We start from the raw sequence: 26,418 nt of genomic DNA, 5'->3' as shown, positions 1-26,418 counted from the left end.
AATCGCATGAAAGTGAAAACCATCTTGGTATCCCAGCCAGCTCCAAAAACGGAAACTTCTCCTTATTTTGACCTGTCTGAAAAACAAAAAGTAAAAATAGATTTTAGATCTTTTATACATGTTGAAGGTATCCCTGTTAAGGATATAAGGGCTCAAAAAATTGATTTATCTAAATTTACTGCTATTATTTTAACGAGTAGAAATGCGGTAGATCATTTCTTTAGAGTCGCTGAAGAAATGCGATTTTCTGTTCCAGACGCTATGAAGTATTTCTGTCAGTCTGAAGCAGTTGCGTATTATTTACAAAAGTATGTCGTTTACAGAAAACGTAAAATCTATGTTGGAAAAAGAACCTTTCCTGAATTAACAAAACTGATCAAGAAGCACAAAGAAGAAAAGTTTTTATTGCCTTCTTCAGATAAATTAAAACCATTAATTCCAGAAGAATTAGACAGTATCGGAATCAATTGGAAGAGAGCTGATTTTTACAGAACAGTGATGAGTGATTTATCTGATTTGGAAAATGTTTTTTACGACGTGTTAGTGTTCTTCAGTCCTTCGGGAATTGATTCTTTGTATAAGAATTTTCCAGATTTTCAACAGAATAACACACGAATTGCTGCTTTTGGAGCAACGACTATCAAAGCAGTAGAAGACGCTGGGTTGACGTGTAATGTTATTGCACCAACCCCAGAAATGCCTTCAATGACAATGGCTTTGGAGCGATACCTAAAAGAAGTAAATAAGAAATAATTGTTCTGAATCTATTTCAGAAACCTTGAATGATAAAAAAAACCGAACAATTCTGTTCGGTTTTTTGGATTTATAAAATACGGATTATGCAAATAAGGTTGCAAAAGCTTCTTCAATTTTGCCAACTAAAATCAATTTAATGTGTTGATTTTTCGAGGCGATTTTATTGTATTTAGAGGCAACGAAAGTTTTATATCCTAGTTTTTCTGCTTCAGAAATACGTTGATCAATTTTAGAAACGGGACGAATTTCTCCTGCCAAACCAACTTCGGCTGCAAAACATACATTTGGATTAATTGCTACATCTTGATTGGAAGATAAAATTGCTGCGACCACGGCCAAATCAATTGCGGGATCATCAACATTGATTCCTCCTGTGATATTTAAAAAGACATCTTTTGCGCCTAGTTTGAATCCAGCACGTTTTTCTAAAACGGCTAAAATCATATTCAATCGTTTTAGGTTATATCCCGTAGTAGAGCGTTGTGGCGTTCCGTACACTGCGGTAGAGACTAAGGCTTGAATCTCTATCATTAATGGGCGTATCCCTTCCAAAGTAGAGGCAATTGCGGTTCCACTTAAATCGGCATCTTTTTTCGAAATTAAAATTTCAGAGGGATTTGTAATTTCTCGCAAACCAGAAGAAAGCATTTCGTAAATTCCCAATTCAGAAGTAGAGCCAAACCTGTTTTTTTGGGATCTTAAAATTCGATAGGTATGGTTTCTGTCGCCTTCAAATTGCAAAACTACATCGACCATGTGTTCTAGAATTTTTGGTCCTGCAATATTTCCTTCTTTGTTGATGTGACCTATCAACAACACCGGGGTTGCTGTTTCTTTAGCGTATTTAATCAACTCTGCAGCCGCTTCTCGGATTTGTGAAATACTTCCTGGAGAGGCGTCTATGGCATTTGTGTGGAGTGTTTGTATGGAGTCAATTACCAAAACATCGGGCTCGGTTTCTTCAATATTTTTGAAAATTTGTTGGGTATTCGTTTCTGTAAGTATCAAACAGTTTGAGTTAGATGCTTCCAATCGTTCTGCTCTCATTTTAATTTGAGACTGACTTTCTTCTCCTGAAACATACAAGACCTTTTGGTTGATATTTAAGGCAACTTGCAGCAGTAAGGTTGATTTTCCAATTCCAGGTTCACCTCCCAATAAAGTTACAGAACCTTTAACCAAGCCACCCCCTAAAACCGTATCTAATTCTTTATTATTGGTAACAATTCGTTCTTCAGGGTTGAGTTGAATATCGGCAACCTTTAGTGGTTTGTTGAGGGTTTGTTTTGCAGTGGACGCTTGTTTCCAAACCCGTTTTTCTTCTTTTTGGACGATTTCCTCTACAATGGTATTCCATTCTTTACAAGCACCACACTGACCCACCCATTTTGCGTGTTGAGTGCCACAATTTTGACAGAAAAAAGTTGTTTTGGTTTTTGCCATTTTTTTAGTTCAAAGTTAAAGCGTTGTAAAGAAACAAAGTTACAACGTTTGAAAGGAATTATTTTTTCTTATTGAAAATTGGGAGGATTAAAAAAGCCAGTCCTCCAAAAACAATGATCATAGCAGTCTGTGCTGCCCACATTACACTTCCAAAAGCAGTGGCAGGTTCTTCCAAAACTCCAAAAAGTTGAAAGGCGCCAGCTACGGCAACTGGATACAAGCCAATTCCTCCATTGGTTGCAGCAATGCTAAATCCTCCAGCAATAAATCCCACCAGTACTGCTCCAATAGGAACTTTTAAGCCTTCAATTGCAGGAATGGTTATCCAAAACATGGCAACATACATTGTCCAAATAAAAACGGTATGAAAAAGAAAAGCCCATTTTTTCTTCATTTTTAAGATACTTAGGACTCCTTCTACCAGACTGAGGACGAAATTTTTGATTTTTAATAAAAAGCCTTTTGTGGCTTTTTTTACAAAGAAAATAAAAATGATAGTTCCGCCAACAACAGCAGTAATAAGCAATCCAATTTTTACTGGATCGAAATTTTTTAAAACTAACTCAATGATAAAGTCAAATTGAAAAAAAAGCGTAATCCCCATGATGATAAACATCATGATTAAATCGGCTATTCTTTCTGCGACAATGGTTCCAAAACCTTTTTCGAAAGGAATATTTTCGTAATTTACCATAACGGTAGCTCTTGATACTTCACCAGCTCTTGGGATGGCTAGGTTTACAAAATAGCCAATTAAAACTGCCAAAATACTATTTGCAAATTTGGGTTGGTAGCCCATCGGTGCGAGCATGAATTTCCAACGATATGCCCTTGATAAATGACTTAATACCCCAAAAAACAACCCTAGAACGACCCATCCATAATTCGCCTTTTTAAAGTACTCGAACAATGTTGCAGGGGGAATGATCGTAAATAAATACCCAACTAAAAAACCGCCTAAAAGAAGCGGTAGAATGGTTTGTACTATTTGTTTGAAATTGTAATTCAAGTTCGAGTTAGGTTAATGTATTGTCTTTTTCATTTGGAAAAACCAAAGAAGGTTTGAAGTTTTTTGCTTCATCCAATTCCATATAGCAGTAAACTATTAAGATCAAAACATCACCTTTGGCAACCTTTCTTGCTGCAGCACCATTTAATGTAATTTCTCCACTACCACGAGGACCATGGAATTGCATAGGTTTCTAAACGCTCTCCATTATTGTTGTTCACAATTTGGACGCGTTCGCCTTCTATAATATTGGCAGCATCCATTAAATCTTCATCAATGGTAATGCTTCCTATATAATTTAAATCGGCACCCGTTACTTTAACTCGGTGGATTTTAGATTTTACGACTTGTACTAACATGATGCAAAAATACTGTTTTAAATTCTTATTTCTTTTTTTGAAGGCTGAAAATTAAAGAGGAACATTGTCTATCAACCGAATCTCTCCTGCAAAAACGGCAATGAATGCTCTGTACTGTGTTTTTGGATCCTTGTGCACACAATTTTTGAGCGTTTTTTCATCAGCGATTGTAAAATACTCAAGGCTTAATAAGGGTTGTTTTTGAAACTCATCTTCTACCCACTTGAGAATACTTTCAACTGGCTCTAGGGTAAATTTTTCTTGTACTTCTTGAAGTGTTTTAAAGATCATTGGAGCCACTTTTCGATGGGCATCGGTTAGGCGACTATTTCTAGAACTCATTGCCAAACCATCCTCTTCTCTATGAATTTTACATCCTTTGATCAGTACGGGCAGCTGTTCAGAGGCTACCATTTTCTTAATAATCTGTAGTTGCTGAAAATCTTTTTGCCCAAAATAAGCCCTATGAGGTTCAACAATTTCAAAAAGGGTTTTTACAATGGTTCCAACACCATTAAAATGCCCCAGTCTATATTTTCCTTCCATTTCATCTTCTAGCCCTTCAAAATTAAATGTTGTTGCAGCCACATTTTCGAGGTATATTTCTTGTACAGAAGGGGCAAAAATAACATCACAATTTGCAGCCTCTAAAAGCTTTGCGTCTGCCTTAAATGTTTTAGGATATTTTATTAAATCATCGGAGTTGTCAAATTGAGTAGGGTTTACAAAAATACTCACCACGGAAACATCATTTTCTTTTGCACATTTTTTTAAAAGAGAAATGTGCCCTTTGTGTAAAGCACCCATGGTAGGTACTAGGCCAATTTGTTTTTCTTGGGTTTTAAGTACATCTAAATAGGCTTTTAAGTCTGTCTTTGTGTAGAAAATATTCATTGGAGGTCTAGGTGAAATATGTGCAAACTTACCATTTTAACACGATATTAGCATAATAATTTGTATTTTTGCAACCTTATAAAAGAGTTTGATTTAATGAAGGACAAAAGAATTTTATATGTATCGTCGGAGGTAATTCCATATTTACCAGAAACAGAACTATCTTCCACAGCATTCAATGTTGCTAAGAACTCACACTCTAAAGGTGTTCAGACTCGAATATTTATGCCTCGTTATGGGGTGATTAATGAGAGAAGACATCAATTGCATGAAGTGATTCGTTTGTCTGGAATGAATCTGATTGTTAATGATATGGACATGCCATTAATCATTAAGGTTGCATCGATTCCAAAAGAAAGAATGCAAGTTTATTTTATTGATAATGAAGAATATTTCAAACGAAAAGCAGTATTTACAGATGAAGATGATCAGTTGTTTTCAGACAATGACGAACGTGCGATTTTCTTTGCAAAAGGAGTTGTAGAAACGGTAAAGAAACTAAATTGGGCACCAGATATTATTCATGTTCACGGTTGGTTGGCGTCACTTTTACCACTCTATTTAAAAGAGTTTTACAAAGAAGAGCCTCTTTTTACCGAAAGCAAAATTATTACCTCTGTGTACAACAATCCGTTTGAAGGAGAATTGAATTCGGAATTGGCTGCAAAAGTAAAATTTGATGAAATAGCTGATGACAAAATTGCAACGATTCAAAGTCCAACGCATACCAATATTTTAAAAAGTGCAATAGAAAATTCGGATGCTATTATTTACGGAAGTAAAGAAATGCCCGATGATATCGCTTCTTTTATCACAGCGCAAAACAAGCCGGTCTTAGAGTTTCAAACAGACGACTTAAAAGAACCTTATTTAAATTTTTATACCGATCTTTTATCGGTAAACTAATATTTTTTTAGAAGTGAAAAACATCCTCAAAAGTACTCTATATGTTAGTGGTTTCGTGTTCCTTTTTTCAGGAATCATTTCATGCGAAAAAGACTTTACAGACATTGGAACATCGATTATTAAGAACAACATTTTTTCTACTGAAAGCGTTTTGGTAGATATTGCTGTAGAGAACAAGCCTATTGAGCGAATGAGAGCAGACAATATTAATGTGGAGCCAGGACAGTATTTGTTAGGGGTTTATAATAATGCCGATTATCAAAAATTAGAAGCATCACTTGTATCTCAAGTTGCACTTCCAGCAGAATTGAAATATTCAGATACTATTTACGTAGGAGATACTACCTACATTTCTACGATTGACACCGTATTTTTAAAATTACCCTATCAAGCAACGTTAAAAGACAATTCGACCGATGGACCTTCTTACGAATTAGATTCTGTTTTTGGGAACCTTACGGAGGCATTTAGTTTAAATTTGTATCAGTCAGAAGAGTATTTGAACAAACTTAACCCACAAGATCCAACAGAAGGAAATGAGTACCTATCAGATGCTGTTTTTCAACCGACAGGAAGTCCGTTAAATAGTGTTGTAGACTATTCTTTTCTTCCGAATGAAAACGATACGCTTATTTACGTTAAAAGAAGAACAAGTGAAAACACTCTGTATGCTACCGACACAATTAAGTTTACTGCGGCAACAAGTACAATTCCTGTTCCTTTTGCTAGAATTCCATTAGACGAGGTCGTTTTTAAACAACTTATTTTTGACAACTATGAGACTTCTGATTTTTCTTCTCAAGACGCCTTTAACAATTATTTTAGAGGCCTAATAATAGAGGCTTCAGGGAATGATGGATCTCTGATTTCGTTCAACTTCAACAATGCTTCAAATCCTGCATTGAATCCGTCCATAGAGGTCTATTACACCAACACCGTTTTAAAAGGAGGAACCGAGGTTTTACACAGTAATAAAAAGAACACTTCTTTTTCTTTGGGTGGAGCTACTCTTACTAGACGAAGCTATTATAAAATGGGCAACCGGGATTATCCAGCAAACGAACAGATTAAAATACAAGGGACTGCAGGGGCTGAGGGTTCTATCTCTTTGTTTGGAGCAGATAACGATCTTAATGGAATTGCAGATCAGTTGGAAGAATTGCGTTTAAAAAATGTGTTGGTAAATGATGCATTATTGACCCTTTATATAGATCAATCTGCTGACGTGTCAATGGTTCCAGAAAGGTTGTATTTGTATAAGGATCATTTAGATCCAACGACAGGCAAACGAATTCAAAGCCATATCAAAGATATTTTTACAGAAAACGCCACTTTTGGGGGTTCTGTTGAGAGTGAAGACGAAGTAAAGACAAAATATAGTTTTAGAATTACCGATTATATTTCTGATTTATTGAGTGCCGAAACAAATTACAATCCTAAATTGTCATTGAAAGCTTTAAATCCCACAGATTTGAATTTAAATGACACCATATTTAGACCTTATAGTTGGACTCCAAAAGCAGTTACTCTTCTAAACGAATCGCCAACAAATGATACAAAAAAAGCAGTTTTAAAAATTTCCTATTCTCAGAAGGGAAATTAAAGAAAGCGGACCCCAAAAAAATTACGAATTAGCTAAAAAGAAAGAAAATGTGTGGAATTACTGGATATATTGGGTACAGAGATGCTTACCCTATTGTGATCAATGGACTGAAGAGGTTGGAGTACCGTGGTTATGATAGTGCAGGAATTATGATGTATGACGGGAAAGAAATGAAATTATCCAAAACAAAAGGAAAAGTTTCTGATCTCGAATTGATTGTCAATAATGAAGAAAAAAGAAAAGTAGGAAAAATAGGAATCGGTCATACTCGTTGGGCTACTCATGGTGTGCCAAACGACACTAATTCCCATCCACATTTTTCCGAATCAGGGGACTTGGTCATTGTTCACAACGGAATTATTGAAAATTACGATACTTTAAAAAAAGAGCTTGTCACAAGAGGATATACTTTTAAAAGTGACACCGATACAGAGGTTCTGATCAATTTAATTCAAGAAGTAAAAAAGAACGAGGACTGCAAACTAGGAAAGGCTGTTCAATTGGCATTAACCAGCGTTGTTGGCGCCTATGCGATAGCTGTTTTCGATAAAACGAAACCTGATGAATTAGTGGTTGCAAGGCTAGGAAGCCCTATTGCCATTGGTGTTGGGAAAGAGAATAATGAGTTTTTTGTTGCTTCTGACGCTTCCCCTTTTTTAGAATATACTAAGAATGCGATTTACTTAGAAGATGAGGAACTTGCGATTATAAAGATTGGAAAGGGAATCAAGGTTCGTAAAATCATGGACGACTCTTTGGTTGATGCCACTATTCAAAAGCTTAAAATGAGTTTGGAGCAAATTGAAAAAGGCGGTTACGAGCACTTTATGTTAAAAGAAATTCACGAACAACCGAAGGCAATTATAGACACATACAGAGGGAGAATGTTGCCTGATCAAGGTATTATTAAAATGTCGGGGGTAGATGACAATATGTCTAAGTTTTTAAATGCCGATAGGATTATTATCATTGCTTGTGGAACCTCATGGCATGCTGGTTTGGTTGGAGAATATCTTTTTGAGGATATGGCAAGAATTCCCGTTGAAGTAGAATATGCGTCTGAATTTCGTTATAGAAATCCAATTATCACATCCAAAGATGTTGTGATTGCCATTTCTCAATCTGGAGAAACAGCAGATACTTTGGCGGCTATAAAATTAGCAAAATCTAAGGGAGCTTTTGTTTTTGGTGTTTGCAACGTTGTTGGTTCTTCTATCGCGAGAGAAACTGATGCCGGAGCATATACCCATGCTGGGCCAGAAATTGGAGTAGCCTCAACAAAAGCATTTACAACTCAAATTACGGTACTTTCATTAATCGCATTAAAACTAGCAAAAGAGAAAGGAACTTTGTCAACGTCAGCTTTTCAAAACTATTTAAGAACTTTAGAGTTGATTCCTAGTCAGATAGAACAGATGTTGAAAATTGATGATAGCGTAAAAGAAATTGCTGCTGTGTATAAAGATGCAACAAACTGCTTGTATCTTGGGAGAGGATTTAATTTTCCAGTTGCTTTAGAGGGTGCTTTAAAATTAAAAGAGATTTCATATATCCATGCTGAAGGGTATCCAGCCGCTGAAATGAAACATGGGCCGATTGCTTTGATCGACGAAAATATGCCAATTTTTGTTATAGCAACCAATAAAGGACATTACGAAAAAGTTGTGAGTAATATTCAAGAAATAAAATCTAGATCGGGAAAAATTATTGCAATCGTTACCGAAGGAGATACCCAAGTAAAAGAAATTGCAGATCACGTAATTGAAATTCCGGAAACAATGGAAGCATTGACTCCTTTATTAACAACAATTCCTTTTCAGTTAATTTCGTATCACATAGCGGTAATGTTGAATAAAAATGTGGATCAACCCCGAAATTTAGCAAAATCGGTCACGGTGGAGTAGTGCTCGTGACAATTACTCTTACTCCTATAAACTACTTAAAACATTCTCAATATTAACAAGAACAACTCCTCCTTAGAGTTGTTCTTGTTCCAAAGATTAACAGTGTTTGTTATATAAAACATTTTTTTAATGAACATTTTGAAGAGTAGCATCGTAAAAGTGTCATCTAAATATTCAGAAACATTTATAGCAAACCCTTTTGAGTTTTTTCCATTCATAATCTTTTTCGCTATTAAGTTGATATTTTTTTCATCTAAAAGTTAATGGGCTATATATGGGCTAAAAATTAAATTTTATGATTGTATTTTTGGTTTCTATCTGTTGAAAATTATTTTTATTACTGTAAATAATTAGATACAAAAGACATTAATTTTATTTTAAATACAATTATTATGAAAAAAAAGTTACTTTTTTTAACGGTATCAATTTTTACGTTATCAATTTTTTCGCAAGTATCCCCAACTATATCAGAAGCTTTAGCTGTAAATACGATCAATACGTCTGCAACTATTACTTTTAGCTAAGGCTGTTTTCCAATCTGATGGATCAACACAGTTAACGGATGCTGAATTGGTTCCAACCATTGCTTCAGGAACAGCAACACTAAGTAGTTATACACTAGCCACTACAGATAATACAACTTTTACATTTGCATTAACTTTATTGGGGACTTCGGATGGTGCAGAAGTTCTTACACTCGCAGGAACAGTTTATAATAGTGCAACGGATAGTGCACTTATATCAACAACAGTTCCGTTTAACGATCTAAAGGCGCCAACGCTTACTGAGGTAACAGCAATTGCTCCATCAGGAAATTCTGAGACACCTAGTTATGTGTTTAATACTGATGAAGCGGGAACAATCACTAGTAGTATTGGGTTCTCTACAGCTACAAATGCAATTACAGGAAATAACACCATTACGTTTAATACTTTAGCTGTAGGAAGTTATTCAGGAGAAACTTTAACAGTAACGGATGCCGCAGGGAATACCTCCAGTTTAACATTACCAGACTTTTTAATAGATACCACACCGCCCATAATAACTTTAACAGGCTTTACAATTATTTCTTCAACCTTAGGAACAGCATACACAGATGCAGGTGCAACTGCAGTTGATTCTATAGATGGTGATATTACCACAAATATTGTTGTGGGTGGTGATTTCGTAGATGTCAATACCTTGGGTACTTATACAATTACTTATAATGTAGCTGATGCAGCAACAAATGCAGCATTAGAGGTAATACGAACTGTAAATATCATAGATGATAAAATTGTTACTCTAGACATTTCAGAGGCCACAATTGCAGAAAACGAAACCTTTAATGTGATTGCGACTTTAAGTGCTGCAGCGTCAAAAGATGTTATACTTAATCTAAATTCTGTAGGTGATGCAAAGTACAATTCAGATTTTACAAGTAACACAGAGGTAAGAATAACAACAGTAGCTGGGAGTTCACTAGATTCGAACAATAATCAAACGTTAAGATATCCTAGAGGTGTTTTCGTTGACAACGCGGGGAATCTATATGTTGCACAAGTTAACGATGGTAATCTTAAAAAATATGCACCGGGTGATATTGAAGGAGAAATATTAATTAGTGGTCTTTCTCAACCGATAGATGTATCCGTAGATGTAAATGGAGATATTTATGTTTTAGAACAGGAGGCTCATCGAGTTACAAAATGGAGTTCAGAGGGGTCTGGTGGTACTGTTGTTGCAGGAGGTAATGGGTATGGAGCAGATTCAAATCAATTATACAAACCATCGGGTTTCTTTATAGATACAGAGGGTAGTATTTATATAGCAGATACACAGAATTATCGTATTCAAAAATGGGCGCCTGGAGCTATTGAAGGAGTAACCGTAGCAGGAGGTAATGGAGAAGGCAGAGAATTCAATCAATTAGGAAATCCTAGAGGTGTAGCTGTAGATGCTCAAGGCAACATTTATGTTGCTGATGGATATTATAGTAGAGTTCAAAAATGGGAATCTGGAGCAATTCAAGGAACAACAGTTCTTGAAGGATTAAACTATACAACGGACATTTTTTTAGATGCAAATGAGAACCTGTATGTTTTGGAGGCATCTGGGCATGTTTTGAAAAAATATCTATCAAAATCTACTTTTGGATCAGTCGTTGCAGGAGGTCAACGTGGGAGTAATGCTAATAATTTAAATCAGCCAGAAAACTTCTTTGTTGATGAAATAGGAAATATTTATGTTTCAGATTCAGAGAATCAACGTGTTCAGAAGTATGATTTTTCACCACAGTTAGTAGTGAAAGCAGGGGAAACGGTAGCTGAATTGTTGTTTTCTGGAATACGAGACACAAGAGATGAGCTTGATGAAACAATTATTTTAAACACTTCAATAACGAATGCTGTTTTAGCGAGTTCAACTGCATTGACTGTTAACTTAACAGACATCAACGATCCACCTACGGCTGCCTTCACTTTTAGTGAAGAAAATATTAAAGAAAATTCTAGTACAGATGTAACACTTACTGCAACTCTATCATCACTTTCTGGAAAAGAGGTTCAAGTTGTTTTCACGATGGACGGAACAGCAGTAGAAGATGCAGATTATACATTGACAAGTAAAACAATTACGATTCCAGCAAATTCACTTTCAGGAACGATTACTATATCTACAGCAGGTATTGCAGCAGATGGGGAAGTAGAGGCATTGGACACTATAGTATTTAAGGTAGCAGAAATTACCAATGCGACAGCGATAGAAGACAGTGCTACTTTATTTTTAGAAAGTATTGAAAATCCTGAGGTTGCACTTACTGTTTCACAAGAAAGTATTGCAGAAAACGAAACCTTTAATGTGATTGCGACTTTAAGTGCTGCAGCGTCAAAAGATGTTATACTTAATCTAAATTCTGTAGGTGATGCAAAGTACAATTCAGATTTTACAAGTAATACAGAGGTAAGAATAACAACAGTAGCTGGGAGTTCATTAGATTCGAACAATAATCAAACGTTAAGATATCCTAGAGGTGTTTTCGTTGACAACGAGGGGAATCTATATGTTGCACAAGTTTACGATGGTAATCTTAAAAAATATGCACCGGGTGATATTGAAGGAGAAATATTAATTAGTGGTCTTTCTCAACCGATAGATGTATCCGTAGATGTAAATGGAGATATTTATGTTTTAGAACAGGGTGCTCACCGTGTTACAAAATGGAGTTCAGAGGGGTCTGGTGGTACTGTTGTTGCAGGAGGTAATGGGTATGGAGCAGAATTAAATCAATTATACAATCCATCGGGTTTCTTTATAGATACAGAGGGTAGTATTTATATAGCAGATACTGAGAATCATCGTATTCAAAAATGGGCGCCTGGAGCTACAGAAGGAGTAATCGTAGCAGGAGGTAACGGCAGTGGAGGAGAGTTAAATCAATTATATAATCCTAGAGGTGTAGCTGTAGATGCCCAAGGCAATATCTATGTTGCTGATGAGGCATACGGCAGAGTTCAAAAATGGGCCCCTGATGCAATTCAGGGAGAAACACTTATTCAGGATTTAAGACAACCTCAAAGTGTTTCTATAGACGGTGCTGGAAGTTTGTACGTTTTAGAGCGAGATAATCACAGTATTAAAAAATACCCATCCAATTCATCAACGGGAATATTAGTTGCAGGAGGTCAGCGTGGAAGTAGTGCTAATAATTTAAATTATCCACATAACTTCTTTGTTGATGAAATAGGAAATATTTATGTTTCAGATTCAGAGAATCAACGTGTTCAGAAGTATAATTTTTCACCACAGTTAGTAGTGAAAGCAGGGGAAACGGTAGCTGAATTGTTGTTTTCTGGACTAGAAGACACAAGGGATGAGGATGATGAAACAATTATTTTAAATACGAATATCACGAATGGTATTTTGGTCAGTACAGATGCACTTTCTGTAAAATTAACAGATACTTCGGAAATACCAACACTTAAATTTGAATTTAATCAAGATAAAATTACTGAAACTTCAAACACGGATGTAACACTTACCGCAACTTTGTCTGCCGTTTCTGGAAAAGAGGTTAAAGTTATTTTTTCAATGGAAGGGACTGCAACAGAGCTTACAGATTATAAGTTAAGTGGTAAAACGATTACCATTCCGGCAGACTCCCCCTCAGGGACCATTACTATTTCTACAGTAGAGATCCCAGCAGATGGTGTAGTAGAGGTGTTGGATACTATTATATTTAAAGTTACAGAAATTACAAACGCGACAGCAGAAACAGACACTGCTACCTTATTTTTAGAAAGTAATGAAAGCCCTAATGTAGTGCTTTCAGCTTCACGAACAACGATAGCAGAACACGAAACCTTTAATATTGTGGCAACTTTAGATGCCGCAACTTCAAAAGATGTTGTTGTTGGTCTAAAATCTATAGGTACTGCTATATTTGATGCAGATTTTAAAAGAAACTCTGTTATTGAAATTCAAACAGTAGCTGGTGGAAACGGTTACGGGAGTGCTAAAAATCAAGTAGCAGATCCAAGAGGAATTCATATTACTGAAAATGGCACTGTGTACGTTGCTGATGCTGCGAATTCAAGGATTCAAAAATGGACCCCTGGTGCTAAGGAAGGACAAGAGGTAGTCATAACTGATGGTTATAGTTGGGGAGATGTGAGAGATGTATTTGTTGATGCTTCTGGAAATATTTTTTATATAGGAAACTACGGTAGAACTGTTTTTAAAATTCCAAAGGGAACGAATAGTAAAGAGATTGTTGCAGGAGGTAATGATATAGGTCAAGCATCAAATCAGTTATCAGAAGCACAATCTATTTTAGTTGATACAGAAGGGAATATTTTCATAGCAGATACAGGTAATAATCGTATTCAAAAATGGGCACCTGGAGCTACTGAGGGAGTTACCGTAGCAGGAGGAAATGGAGAAGGGAATAGTGATAATCAATTATCGTATCCTCACAGCTTCATTATAGATTTAGAAGGAAACTTGTTAATAGTAGATAGAAGCAATAATCGCATTCAAAAATGGGTTCCAGGAGCAGATTCAGGAGAAACATTGTTTTCTTACAATGAAGAAAATAATTATTATAATACATATCCTCAAGGTATTGATATTGATTCGGAAGGAAATATTTTTGTTTTAATTGAGTATTATGACAATAATTGGAATCAGATGTCAGGGATCTTAAAGCATGATAAAACATCCTATGAATCGACTATGGTAGTCACGTCAAATGGCCGTGGTTCTCAACAAGATCAGTTAAGTGATGCTCGAAATTTTGCATTTGATGCTTTGGGAAATCTTTATATATCAGACAATGGCAATAGACGTATACAGAAATATGAGTTTAGTTTGCAAGTAAAAGTAAAAGCAGGTGAGACTTCAGGCGCACTGGTTATTGCCGGTATAGAGGATGAGTTAAATGATGAGGACGAAGAGTTCATTGTATTCACCAAAACATTGGCTAGTAATGCAATTTTAAACGATACGGATGAATTATCCATCGTTATACTAAATAATAAGATAACAATGACACTTCAAGAAAGTCCGTTTTTAGGCTTATCTGAAGGTGCTGTTTCTTGGGGAGATTACGATAATGATGGCGATAAAGATGTTGCTGTTATGGGACAAAGTAGTTCTCTTGGTGCCGTTACTATACTATATCAAAATAATGAAGGAGTATTTGAGGATACCGAACAAAACTTTGTAAATGTATTTGGAGGAGACATTACCTGGGTAGATTTAAATAAAGATGGGTACATAGATTTGGTAGTTTCAGGTTATGATGGGGTAGAAAGAACACCCGTAACAAAAGTGTATATAAACACTATTGTAGGGGCTTCAAATATTTTTATTGAACCAACTGAAGGATACGAATTGCCACAATTATTCTCTACAAAAATGGCTTGGGGGGATTTAGATAATGATGGCGATATTGATTTAGCAATTGCAGGTCAGGATGCAGAAGATAATTTTGTTTTTCATGTGTATTTTAAAGATGATACTACAAATAATTATATAAGAGACGATGGATTTCGTTATGATGGAATTAGCAATGATGGAAATGGTTTTATTAATGGTGATCTTAAAATAGTAGATAGCGATTTAGATGGAGATAATGATATTATTTTTACTGGAGAAAATAGAAATGGAAATGCGATTGGGGGTACTATTTTTAATACCTATATAAAAGCTTCTAATAATTATAACAACTATTATAATAATTATACTCCGGGTTTAAAAAACTCTTCGATTGAAGTAGCAAAATTATCAGTACAGAGTAATAATATCTCTGTGATTTCAAATGGACAAGACGACCAAGGGAATCTAAAATTATACTTTAATAGTCAGGAATATCAAAGTGATACCTACCCAATATTAAAAAAAGGAGATATTGCTGTTGCAGATTATAATAATGATGGCAAAAATGATATTTTATTTACAGGGGAAAATCAATCAGGAGATCCTGTAACTAAATTATTCAAGCAAGTACCCGCATCAAGTAATATCGCAGAAAGTTATGATTTTAAAGATTCAGGAATTGAACTAATAGGTTTGAGGGCATCTACCGCAAATTGGGTAGATTATGACATGGATGGCGATTTAGATTTGTTTTTAACAGGAGTTGGAGAATCAGGTGCTGAGACCTTGTTGTACGAAACTGAAATTGCAAATAAGAAAAATAGTGCACCATCTCAGATTACAGGTCTAGAACTAGTAGATTTAGGAAACGGAAACGTACGTTTTAATTGGGATTTACCTGAAGATGATTATGCTACCAACCTAGGATATGTTATAAGAGTAGGGACAACTCCTGGAGGAACAGAATTGTCGAATACAGAGAGTGATTTAGCAACAGGTGAACGCCTTATTTCCAAGGCACCTCCTATCTATAACAACTTTTATGATATGCAGTTAGATCCAGGAAATTACTATTGGTCTGTGCAGGCGGTAGATCCAGGACTCAAAGGGGGTGTTTTCTCAGAAGAAAATTCGTTTACCCTAGTCTATGAATGGAAAATATTAAATCAAGGAGGGATTGTAGACAGAACTGTTGCTGGTGTTAATAATCCAGTTATAAAATTAGGAGATGTTGATAATGACAATGATTTAGATGTAATCTATGGTTCAAAAACAGATGGTAGTTCGCAATTACTAAAATATGATGGAACACAATTAATAAGAGATAATAATAGTCCATTAAGATATATTAGTAACGTTACAAATACTGAAGTAGGCGATATCAATGGAGATGGAGTTGCTGATATTATAGTAAATACGGCATATGATTCAAATTATTACTTAAATATTTATTTAAGTTCAAATTCAGATTACATTCAACAAGAAGTTGGAGCAGGTTTGTTCAATGCAAAGGCTAGAGTTGTGGATTTAAATAATGATGGACAGGCAGAAATATTTTTGGTAGGAATGTCTTCTAGTTCATTATCAGGAATTCCAAAATTATACTTATACGAGTATAATGTTTCTCCTGCAAATGGTAGTGGTTATTTTGAATTAAATGATGTATCTGATCAAATAGCTGCATTGCAATACGCTTCCTATGATTTAGGAGATGTAGATAATGACCAAGATATTGATTTTGTGATAAGTGGTTTTAGTGCTGAAAATGGTTTTAAAACGTTTGTTTATGAAAACACAACAGAATTAGGGGGTTCATTTACATTAGAACAAACCAGTAATAATTTAGTAGCTGTTAAAAATGGAACAACAGATTTTATTGATTTCGACGGTGATGGCGATTTAGATGCTGTATTTACAGGAGAAAGTAAAGATGGCGATGTTTTTGAAATTTACATGAATACTATAATTGACGGTAGTGCTACCTTCTCAAAATTACCAAATAGTTTAGCCCCTATGAGAGAGGGTAAAATTGATTTAGGAGATTTTAATGGAGATGGATATGCAGATTTATTGTATTCTGGAACTTTTTCAGGAAGTGGAGAGATTACGAAACTAAATGAATATGATTCGAGTACAAAAACATATGTAGACAGTGCATTTGATGTTAGCGATATTATTAAGGCAGAAGTAGAGTTTGGCGACTTGGATGGTGATGGTGATTTAGATTTTGTAATTGCTGGTAAAAGCAATGAAGAAGATCAATTTGGAAATAATAGTAACGATAATATTTTTAGGACTTATATAAACGTTCGAAATCAATCTGCAACTGTTTTAGCAAGTAAAAGTTCTTTAAGAAAACCGGAGTACCAAGGGAGGAATGCAAATATATATGCTTTAAATCAGAACTTCACAGTAAACGATCCTCCATCTGCTCCAGTTATTAATGATATTGTTTTCCTGGAAGAAGCTGAAGGTTCTAAAGATATTCCTTTAGAATTTACCTGGAATGCAGCGACAGATGATCATACACCAAGCATCGGTTTAACATATGCTCTTAAAATTGGAACTACTCCAGGAGGTGAAGAGATTATGTCTTCAAACTCGAATGCCAATGGAGTTAAAAAAGATGCTGAAAAAGGGAATGTTGAACATAACTTAAAGTGGAAATTAAGCTTACCAGAGGGCACTTATTATTGGTCGGTGCAGGCTGTTGATGCTTCTTATTCAGGTTCTGAATTTTCAGATCCAGTTCAGTTTAAGGTTTCTGCTTCGGGGATTGATACTGATAGTGACGGTGATGGGATTGAAAATGATTTAGATAACTGTCCAGATACTCCAAAAGGTGACGCGGTTGATGAAAATGGCTGTAGTGTTGATGCAACATTGGGCGATAGTAACGGTGATAAAACAGTAAATGTTACTGATTTAGTAACGTCCGTAAGTTATATTTTAGGAAATAATCCAACGCCTTTTGTTTTTAAAGCTGGCGATGTTAACAATGACAGTTTTATAGATGTAAGAGATATTGTAGGTATTGTTGATATTATTTTATCAGAAACATCAAATAAAAATAGGAATTCTATTAAGGGATTCACTTATTATTCAAACACCCCAGTTGGAGATGCTTTATTTTCTTGGGAAGGCAATGACTTGTATGTTTCTACAGATAAAGAAATTGCAGGAATGCAGTTGGTCTTTGATAAGGAATTTGAATATAAAGTTTCTGAAAACTTAGCTAATTTCAATACGCTAAACTTTGGTAAAGGCAGTAATAATACATTGATGATATACAGTTTTAGTGAAACTTCAATTACACCTATGGAAAACAAAATTATTAACCAAGTTTGAAGACAAAAATGTAAATTTAAATGTTGAAAAATCTGCAGCTGGTGCCTTGAAAGGATTAACATTATCGGTTCAATTTACACCTAATATTGTGAATCAATTGGAAGCATTTATTTTAGGCCCTAATCCGTCAAGTGGTCAGATGAATTTATTTTATAACCTACCTAAAGCAACGGATATGCTTCTTTTAAATGTATATAATATAAATGGAAAAAAGGTTTGGTCTAGTGATCAAATAAAGACGATGGAAGGTACGCAAACAATGCCTCTTAATCTTTCCTTTTTATCGAATGGTTTCTATTTTATTCGTATAAACCAATATAGCAAAGGACTACTGCAACAAAACGAAGTGAAACGATTAATAATAAAAAAATAATTTTGAAGTTGAAATCATTTTTATGGGCGCTACCTTTTCTTATTTTCTCTGGTGAAGTTTTATCACAAAATGAACTTAGAGTACAGTCGGAAAATGTAGCATACTCCACAGTATTTGAACTAGGTATTTCATTAGAAAACACCGAGTTAGTCGCGGCAATTCAATTTGACTTAACTTACGATGTTAGTAAATTTAATTTACTATCCGGACATCGTTTAACAAGTCGAAAAGAAGATCACTCTATTACGACCAATCCGGTCTCAGAGGGTGTTTTAAGGGTGCTTATTTTTTCTATGAATAATAAAGTTTTAAAAGAGAGCTCAGGGGTTTTAGCGCACCTTGAATTTGAATCGAAGACTGACCCAGGAGAATTTACTTTTGCGCTATCTAATGTTGTCCTTTCTTCTTCAAGTGGTACCTCAATTTCTGCAACCAACAATGACGGACAGATAACTGTATTGGGCCCTAAAATGGGGATTTTAAACTCTCAAGTTAATTTTGGGGATGTGTTATTAAGTTCAAATCAATCAAGGCTTTTATATATAAAAAATGAAGGAAATGAAGCTTTAGTAATTTCAAGTGTAAATGAAGCTTTACCTTTTAGTATACAAGAGAGTTTTCCTATTCGTATTGCAGCCAATGAAACAACCAACTTAACCGTTTTATTAGACACATCAGCAAAATTGAATGAAATTAAAGAGCTGAGTTTTGTGAATAATGATGTTGATACAGTTCGAAATGTTCAAAAAGTGCAAGTAAGTGCAACAGTTTATGCAACAAACACAATTGTAGTTGGAAACAATTCTGCAGCCAAAGATACTGAGGTTGAGATCCCAGTCTCTTTTGAAAATATGGAGGAATTTATAGCATTTCAGTTTGATTTATTAGTTCCAGAAGGCTTAGAATTTGTTCCAAACTCAATAGCTAATCAAACTAGTAGGTTTGATGATCATGTGGTGGTAGCAAACCTTATTAACGGGAATACCCTAAGATTTATAGGGTACTCTCCTTCAAATAAAAAGTTTGTTGGGAGTTCTGGAAAGCTATTCAGTTTTAAGTTAAAACCCACGGTGAATACGGGTTACTTTCCTCTAGAGATTTCGAATGCGGTGATATCAAACAGTCTACAAGAAAATATTTTATCCAATTCGTATAATGGGTATTTTCAAATCAAAACCCCTAATTTGTTAATAAACCCTTTAGATATTGATTTTGAAAGTATACCCCTAACGGGACCAAGCCAAAAATCTTTGAGACTTACCAATACTGGAGATGCATCCTTGGTAATAGATGAAGTTGTTTTCAATGCTTCTGAGATCACTTTAGACATTCAATTACCTTTGACGATTGTTAGTGGAACCTCTCAAGATATTAATTTGATATACAGCCCTTTAGTTACAGGTGAATTTTCAGAAACCATCTCTTTTAAGAGTAACGGTTTTAACGAAGAGAGTTTCATTACCGCGAGAGGATCAGTGTTTTCTCCAAACTATGTTTTATTAGAAAGTCAGGAAGCCTTTGTAAATGAAACGAATGTGTTACAAATACTGCTTAAAAATAATGACCAAGCACGAGCACTTCAATTTGATGTTGAATTGCCTATGGGTTTCGAATTGGAAACGAAGAATATAGAGACTACATCCAGATCCGATGAATATGAAGTTGTAGCCTCTAATATTGAAGGTTCAAAATACAGAGTTCTTTTGTATTCAATGACGGATACATCACTAAATAAGGGAAGTCTTTCGATACTAAACTTTCCTGTTTTTATAAGTAGTACCGTTTTAGTTGGAAATTATACCTTTAATTTTAATAATGTAATTATTACAAATATTGAAAATAAAGATATTAGCAGTTTGGCTTTAGAGAGCGGACAATTAACTGTTTCAGAGAGTCAATTAAGTGTAGCGGATCAGGAATTAGAGCAATCTATTCAATTGTATCCCAATCCGTTGAAGGATATTTTATCAGTTAAGTCTAAAACAATTGTAATTTCTAAGATTGCAATATATTCTATTTTAGGAAAAAAAATAAAGGAAGTTCATTCCAATTTTGAATCTATTGATACTTGCACTCTATCAAATGGTCTTTATTTAATTAGAATTTTTTCAGACAAAGGTGCGATAACCAAAAGAATCATAAAAAGGGAGTAATCCTTTTTATATTTTGTCATGGACTTTGGTGTGATTTCCGTCATTCCAAAGAGTCAGAACATCGGTAGCAACACTGGCGCCACTTCCAGCAGCAATCGCAAACTGGCTTCGCCAACCCGCAATGGTTCCACAGCAATACAATCCTTTTTTGATTCGATGATCTTGATTTTTTAACTGAATACGGTCCTTTGAAAGAGCGGCTCTTTCATGAGGAATGACATAAGGCTCCAAGCCTTTTATGTGAAAAGGTTTTGTGTAGTTGAGTGCTAAAATTACAATTTCAGAAAAGTAGTCCTTTTTATTGGTTGTTATTTTATAGCCCTCTTCAAACTCAGAAATCGCAATTACTTTTTCGTTTTCAATTTGAGAAATTGAGGGATACAAAGATGCAAGTTGTTCTTTTCCTTCAGATAAAATATCGCGCCCTACGGTTCCAGAAGGAAGTCCTAGAACATTATTGAACAGCGCATTTTGTAATTGCGATGTTTTTTGATGCAGTAAAATACCGATTTGTTTATCTGCTACAAAAGCCTTGTTTTTTGCAGAGCCCAATACTAAGGCACATTGCATTCCAGCAACTCCTCCACCAATAATAAGAGCACTATATTTCATAGTTATAGGAACAACATTTTTATGTTATGTGTAAAGAGTTTTACAGAAATTGCAAGTAGAATGACTCCGAAAACTTTTCGAATAATTTGAATTCCGTTTCCACCAATAATTCGTTCAATTTTAATTGAGGTTTTTAAAACGATGTATATTAAAATCACATTAAATAAAACGGCAATAATGATGTTTTCAATATAAAACTCTGCCCTTAGCGAAAGTAATGTAGTCAAACTTCCAGGACCAGCAATCAATGGAAATGCCATGGGGAAAACAGTTGCAGAAATAGGGGTTCCATTATCTGAATCTTTGTATAATGTGATGCCTAAAATCATTTCTAAGGCAATAAAAAATAAAATAAAGGAACCAGCAACAGCAAACGAATTGACATCAATGCCAATCAAGTTTAATAAACTCTTTCCCAAAAAAAGAAATAGAATCATAATAAAGCCAGCAATCAATGCTGCTTTTTCAGATTGAATATGCCCAAACTTTTTTCGCAAATCAATAATAATAGGAATATTGCCAATAATGTCGATTACCGCAAATAAAACCATAAACGCGGTAAAAATTTCTTTAAAATTAAAATTCATCTCATTTTTTTACAAAATTAGAAAACTAACGGTATGATTTGATTAAAATATAGAAAATTTTTACACTATTTTTGTGAGATGTTTCAATTAGGAAAAACCATTGTCTCGGAAGAGATTATCGAAAAGGATTTTGTGTGTAATTTATCTGCCTGCAAAGGAGCCTGTTGTGTTGCTGGTGAGGCTGGAGCACCCTTAGATAAAGAAGAAATTAAAATTTTAGAAGAAATTTATCCTAAAGTAAAACCTTTTTTAAGAAAGGAAGGGATTGCTGTGATTGAGAAGGAGGGAACTTCCATCAGTAATGAATGGAACGAGTTAGAAACTCCCTTAATAAATGGAGCAGACTGTGCCTATGTGATTTTTGACAATAAAAAAACAGCACTCTGTGGAATAGAAGAAGCCTATAACTCTGGAGTCATCAATTGGAAAAAACCACTTTCTTGTCATTTGTATCCAATTCGAGTAAAAGACTACAGTGAGTTTTCAGCAGTCAATTATCATAAGTGGGAAATTTGTGATGATGCTTGTTCTTTGGGAAAAGAACTTCAAGTGCCGGTATACAAGTTTGTAAAACAAGCCCTTGTTAGAAAATTTGGACAAGACTGGTATCATGAGTTAGAAAAGGTAGCTGAAAAACACCTAAATAAATAGACTTTATAAAGAGTTTCTTCTCGGAAACACTCTTTTTTACTTAGCAATTTTTGAAACAAAAGCTTCTTTTGTCAATCCTTTCTTGAGAGAAAATACTCCCAATTACTTTTGTCTAACTTTTTAAATCAAAGGCGGATTTTATTTTTTTACAAAAAAGGCAAAAAAAAACACAAATAAGAATCTTCATTTAAACCCAGTAGAATCAACAGTTTTTGATTTTATTTTTTTGTAAGTAATTGATTTTTAGTAAATTAAAAAAACTTTACAAATCGTCAAAAAATCAAAAAAAGAGCATATTGTTAAAAACTTCATAGGATTTGTGGATAAGTATGGCTTTCATTTTGGAACAAAAATTTCAATCTTTGTTAGAGTAGTTTTTAACAAATAGATAGGTTAAACAAACTATAAAATCTTACTAAAAAAATATACCCAATGTCAGTCAAAGAAGCAGCCCTTTCCGTTGAACCAATTTTACAACCCAATGATAACAGATTTGTTATTTTTCCAATCCAACATGATGATTTATGGGAGTGGTATAAAAAACAACAAGCCTGTATTTGGACAGCAGAAGAAATTGATTTATCGGAAGACATTTCAGACTGGAACAATAAACTGTCAGACGATGAGCGATATTTTATCAAACATATCTTAGCCTTCTTTGCAGCATCAGATGGAATTGTGAATGAAAATTTGGCAGAAAACTTCGTAAATGAAGTTCAGTATTCAGAAGCGAAATTTTTCTATGGTTTTCAAATCATGATGGAAAATGTTCACTCAGAAACCTATTCTTTACTCATTGATACGTACGTAAAAAATGAAGTTGAAAAAGACCAATTATTTAGAGCTATAGAAGTTTTCCCAGCCATTAAGAAAAAAGCAGATTGGGCTTTAAAGTGGATTGAGTCTGATTCCTTTGCTGAACGATTAATTGCCTTTGCAGCAGTTGAAGGGATTTTCTTCTCAGGAGCATTTTGTTCTATTTTCTGGTTAAAGAAAAGAGGCTTATTACTAGGATTGACTTTTTCAAACGAATTAATCTCTCGTGATGAAGGAATGCATTGTGATTTTGCCGTGCATTTGCACAACCACCACATTGTTAATAAAGTTTCAAAGGAGCGAATTAGAGAAATTATTGTTGAAGCATTAAATATTGAACGTGAATTCATTACAGAATCGTTGCCAGCAAGTTTGATTGGAATGAATTCAAAATTGATGACACAATACTTAGAATTTGTAACTGATAGATTGTTGGGCGAATTCAATTGTGAAAATGAATACAATACCACCAATCCTTTCGATTTTATGGAGATGATCTCTTTAGAAGGAAAAACTAATTTCTTCGAAAAAAGAGTTTCAGAATACCAAAAAGCAGGAGTAAAATCTGGAGGAACAGGAAGTATTAGTTTCGATTCCGATTTCTAGAGAATCCCATTATAAGAAATACATAGGTCATCAATAATTGGACGTTTTTGTTGGCTAAAATAATAACCCAAATAAAATCATAAATTCATGTTTGTACTAAAAAGAGACGGCAAAAAAGAGCCAGTGATGTTCGACAAGATCACGGCAAGAGTAAAAAAAATGTGTTACGGATTAAACAAAATTGTTGATCCTGTAAAAGTTGCTATGCGTGTCATTGAAGGCTTATATGATGGAGTTACTACGTCAGAATTGGATAATTTAGCAGCAGAAACTGCCGCTACCATGACAACAGCGCATCCGGATTACGCAAAATTAGCAGCTAGAATCGCCGTTTCTAACTTACATAAAAACACCAAAAAATCGTTCTCAGAAACAATGGACGATTTGTACTATTATGTAAATCCTCGAACAGAGAAAAAAGCACCCTTATTGTCCGATGAGGTGTATGAAATTGTAAAAGCAAACGCAGAGAAACTAGACTCTACGATTATTTACAATAGAGATTTTAATTATGATTATTTTGGTTTTAAAACATTAGAACGCTCTTATTTACTAAAATTAAATGGAGAGATTGCTGAACGTCCACAACACATGCTCATGCGTGTTTCTATCGGTATTCATAAAAATGATATTGATGAAGCTATTGCAACATATGAGTTAATGAGTAAAAAATATTTTACCCATGCAACGCCTACTTTATTTAATTCAGGGACTCCAAAACCACAAATGTCTTCTTGTTTTTTATTGCAAATGCAAGATGATAGCATTGAAGGAATTTATGATACCTTAAAACAAACAGCTAAAATTTCACAATCTGCCGGAGGAATCGGATTGTCATTACACAATATTCGTGCAACAGGATCTTATATTGCAGGAACCAACGGAACTTCCAATGGAATCGTTCCGATGTTAAAGGTTTTTAATGATACTGCACGATATGTAGATCAAGGAGGAGGGAAAAGAAAAGGTTCTTTCGCAATGTACTTAGAGCCATGGCATGCAGATATTTTTTCTTTTTTAGATTTAAAGAAGAATCACGGTAAAGAAGAAATGCGTGCAAGAGATTTGTTCTATGCCATGTGGATTTCAGATTTATTTATGAAACGCGTAGAAGAGAATGCAGACTGGACTTTGATGTGTCCTCATGAATGCCCTCATTTATATGATACCTATGGAGAAGAATTTGAACGCTTGTACACAAGTTATGAAGCAGCAGGAAAAGGAAGAAAAACAATCAAAGCGCGTGATCTTTGGGAGAAGATCTTAGAATCTCAAATCGAAACAGGAACTCCATACATGCTGTATAAAGATGCAGCAAACCGTAAATCGAATCAGAAGAATTTGGGAACCATACGTTCTTCAAATTTATGTACCGAGATTATGGAATATACTGCAAAAGACGAAGTTGCTGTTTGTAACTTAGCTTCTATTGCATTGCCAATGTTTGTCTCTGAAAGAGAGAATGGAGAGAAATTCTTCAACCACAAAAAACTATACGAGGTTACCAAGAAAGTAACACGTAATTTAGACACAGTAATCGATGCCAACTTTTATCCAGTAAAAGAAGCAGAAAACTCAAACTTTAGACATAGACCAGTAGGTTTAGGGATTCAAGGGCTAGCAGATACCTTTATTATGTTGCGTTTGCCATTTACTTCAGATGAAGCAAAAAAATTGAATCAAGAAATTTTTGAAACCATGTATTTTGGTGCAGTAACCTCTTCAATGGAGATGGCAAAAGCAAAAGAACCGTATTCTACTTTCAAAGGTTCACCAATGTCGGAAGGAGAATTCCAATACAATATGTGGGGAATTAAAGATGATGAATTAAGTGGAAACTGGGACTGGGCAAAATTGAGAAAGCAAGTGATAAAGCACGGAGTTAGAAATTCGTTGTTAGTCGCGCCAATGCCAACAGCATCTACCTCTCAAATCCTAGGGAACAATGAAGCCTTTGAGCCATATACTTCAAATATTTATACCAGAAGAGTTTTATCGGGTGAATTTATTGTTGTCAACAAGCATTTACTAGAAGACCTAGTAGAATTGAACTTGTGGGACAATGATATGAAAGAAGATATTATGCGTGCAAATGGTTCGATACAACACATTGAAGCAATTCCAGCAGAATTAAGAGAATTATACAAAACAGTTTGGGAGATGAGTATGAAAGATATCATTGACATGGCACGCCATAGAGGATATTTTATCGATCAATCACAATCCTTAAACTTGTTTATGAAAGATCCAGATTATGCAAAATTAACCTCCATGCATTTTTATGCTTGGAAGTCGGGTCTTAAAACAGGAATGTATTATTTAAGAACCAAATCGGCAGTAAACGCGATTCAGTTCACGCTTTCGAAAGAAAAATTGGCAACAGAGCCAGATGCAGAAATGAGTCCAGAAGAATTTAAAGCCATGGTGGCTGCTTCTAGAAATGCAGAACCAGATGATTGCGAAATGTGCGGTTCTTAGAGCTAAGATTCTCACTCCTAGCAATAGTAGGAGGTAAGAAATAAAAAGACCCTAAAAAGAGAAG

General features: G+C 34.8%; 15 protein-coding genes and 1 pseudogene. 10 read left to right on the top strand and 6 right to left on the bottom strand.

The window, feature by feature from the left end; genetic code table 11:
* Positions 1-6 precede the first annotated feature (6 nt).
* Positions 7-753 carry a uroporphyrinogen-III synthase gene (locus RRF69_RS05010; RefSeq protein ID WP_316940898.1) on the top strand — a complete coding sequence of 249 codons (747 nt, stop codon included), beginning with the start codon at positions 7-9 and terminating at the stop codon, positions 751-753.
* A gap of 84 nt (positions 754-837) precedes the next feature.
* On the opposite strand, the gene radA is transcribed toward RRF69_RS05010, so the two are convergent.
* The 4 genes and pseudogenes from radA to panC form a co-directional block, all read right to left on the bottom strand.
* A complete protein-coding gene (gene radA, locus RRF69_RS05005; protein WP_316940895.1) occupies positions 838-2,199 on the bottom strand; it encodes a DNA repair protein RadA in 1,362 nt (453 codons plus the stop codon).
* 58 nt (positions 2,200-2,257) lie between these two features.
* Entirely contained in the window at positions 2,258-3,208 is a 951-nt protein-coding gene (locus tag RRF69_RS05000; protein ID WP_316940892.1) for a lysylphosphatidylglycerol synthase transmembrane domain-containing protein, read from the bottom strand.
* 7 nt (positions 3,209-3,215) lie between these two features.
* Positions 3,216-3,567: pseudogene (gene panD / locus RRF69_RS04995) on the bottom strand (aspartate 1-decarboxylase).
* Positions 3,568-3,618: 51 nt separating this feature from the next.
* Positions 3,619-4,461 (bottom strand): pantoate--beta-alanine ligase, encoded by an 843-nt coding sequence (gene panC / locus RRF69_RS04990; RefSeq protein ID WP_316940890.1) that lies wholly within the window; start codon positions 4,459-4,461, stop codon positions 3,619-3,621.
* A gap of 96 nt (positions 4,462-4,557) precedes the next feature.
* Between panC and RRF69_RS04985 the strand changes: the two genes are divergently transcribed.
* The 6 genes from RRF69_RS04985 (at position 4,558) to RRF69_RS04960 (ending at position 20,604) form a co-directional block, all read left to right on the top strand.
* Entirely contained in the window at positions 4,558-5,367 is an 810-nt protein-coding gene (locus tag RRF69_RS04985) for a glycogen/starch synthase (protein ID WP_316940888.1), read from the top strand.
* A gap of 13 nt (positions 5,368-5,380) precedes the next feature.
* Positions 5,381-6,970: a DUF4270 family protein gene (locus RRF69_RS04980; protein WP_316940886.1), complete on the top strand. Its 1,590-nt coding sequence runs from the start codon at positions 5,381-5,383 to the stop codon at positions 6,968-6,970.
* 47 nt (positions 6,971-7,017) lie between these two features.
* A complete protein-coding gene (gene glmS, locus RRF69_RS04975; RefSeq protein ID WP_316940884.1) occupies positions 7,018-8,874 on the top strand; it encodes a glutamine--fructose-6-phosphate transaminase (isomerizing) in 1,857 nt (618 codons plus the stop codon).
* A 570-nt stretch (positions 8,875-9,444) separates the two neighbouring features.
* Positions 9,445-18,078, top strand: a complete 8,634-nt coding sequence (locus RRF69_RS04970; protein WP_316940882.1) for an FG-GAP-like repeat-containing protein — start codon at positions 9,445-9,447, stop codon at positions 18,076-18,078.
* Entirely contained in the window at positions 18,029-18,451 is a 423-nt protein-coding gene (locus RRF69_RS04965; RefSeq protein ID WP_316940879.1) for a T9SS type A sorting domain-containing protein, read from the top strand. Before RRF69_RS04970 ends, RRF69_RS04965 begins: the two co-directional genes overlap by 50 nt.
* A gap of 2 nt (positions 18,452-18,453) precedes the next feature.
* Positions 18,454-20,604, top strand: coding sequence for a choice-of-anchor D domain-containing protein (locus RRF69_RS04960; protein ID WP_316940877.1), 2,151 nt, complete (start codon positions 18,454-18,456; stop codon positions 20,602-20,604).
* 6 nt (positions 20,605-20,610) lie between these two features.
* Here RRF69_RS04960 and RRF69_RS04955 read toward each other — a convergent pair whose 3' ends face one another.
* Together RRF69_RS04955 and RRF69_RS04950 are read right to left on the bottom strand one after the other, a co-directional pair.
* Entirely contained in the window at positions 20,611-21,216 is a 606-nt protein-coding gene (locus RRF69_RS04955; RefSeq protein ID WP_316940876.1) for an NAD(P)/FAD-dependent oxidoreductase, read from the bottom strand.
* A 2-nt stretch (positions 21,217-21,218) separates the two neighbouring features.
* Positions 21,219-21,803 (bottom strand): MarC family protein, encoded by a 585-nt coding sequence (locus tag RRF69_RS04950; RefSeq protein WP_316940874.1) that lies wholly within the window; start codon positions 21,801-21,803, stop codon positions 21,219-21,221.
* Between the two features lie 78 nt (positions 21,804-21,881).
* Between RRF69_RS04950 and RRF69_RS04945 the strand changes: the two genes are divergently transcribed.
* From RRF69_RS04945 to RRF69_RS04935, 3 genes are all read left to right on the top strand, one after another.
* Complete coding sequence (locus RRF69_RS04945) at positions 21,882-22,454, top strand: DUF3109 family protein (protein ID WP_316940873.1); 573 nt, start codon at positions 21,882-21,884, stop codon at positions 22,452-22,454.
* Positions 22,455-22,886: 432 nt separating this feature from the next.
* Entirely contained in the window at positions 22,887-23,876 is a 990-nt protein-coding gene (locus RRF69_RS04940) for a ribonucleotide-diphosphate reductase subunit beta (RefSeq protein WP_316940872.1), read from the top strand.
* An 87-nt stretch (positions 23,877-23,963) separates the two neighbouring features.
* A complete protein-coding gene (locus RRF69_RS04935; RefSeq protein ID WP_316940871.1) occupies positions 23,964-26,354 on the top strand; it encodes a ribonucleoside-diphosphate reductase subunit alpha in 2,391 nt (796 codons plus the stop codon).
* The last annotated feature ends 64 nt before the right edge of the window (positions 26,355-26,418 follow it).

The organism is Polaribacter sp. HL-MS24, from assembly GCF_032758595.1.
GTDB lineage: Bacteria > Bacteroidota > Bacteroidia > Flavobacteriales > Flavobacteriaceae > Polaribacter.
This window is presented reverse-complemented; position numbering and strand designations above follow the sequence as displayed.

Excerpts from the sequence above, each read along its gene's own strand:
- radA (WP_316940895.1), bottom strand. The coding sequence starts at position 2,199 with ATGGCAAAAACCAAAACAACTTTTTTCTGTCAAAATTGTGGCACTCAA.
- RRF69_RS04940 (WP_316940872.1), top strand. The coding sequence starts at position 22,887 with ATGTCAGTCAAAGAAGCAGCCCTTTCCGTTGAACCAATTTTACAACCC.
- RRF69_RS04985 (WP_316940888.1), top strand. The coding sequence starts at position 4,558 with ATGAAGGACAAAAGAATTTTATATGTATCGTCGGAGGTAATTCCATAT.
- RRF69_RS04945 (WP_316940873.1), top strand. The coding sequence starts at position 21,882 with ATGTTTCAATTAGGAAAAACCATTGTCTCGGAAGAGATTATCGAAAAG.
- RRF69_RS05010 (WP_316940898.1), top strand. The coding sequence starts at position 7 with ATGAAAGTGAAAACCATCTTGGTATCCCAGCCAGCTCCAAAAACGGAA.
- RRF69_RS04950 (WP_316940874.1), bottom strand. The coding sequence starts at position 21,803 with ATGAATTTTAATTTTAAAGAAATTTTTACCGCGTTTATGGTTTTATTT.
- glmS (WP_316940884.1), top strand. The coding sequence starts at position 7,018 with ATGTGTGGAATTACTGGATATATTGGGTACAGAGATGCTTACCCTATT.
- panC (WP_316940890.1), bottom strand. The coding sequence starts at position 4,461 with ATGAATATTTTCTACACAAAGACAGACTTAAAAGCCTATTTAGATGTA.
- RRF69_RS04955 (WP_316940876.1), bottom strand. The coding sequence starts at position 21,216 with ATGAAATATAGTGCTCTTATTATTGGTGGAGGAGTTGCTGGAATGCAA.
- RRF69_RS04935 (WP_316940871.1), top strand. The coding sequence starts at position 23,964 with ATGTTTGTACTAAAAAGAGACGGCAAAAAAGAGCCAGTGATGTTCGAC.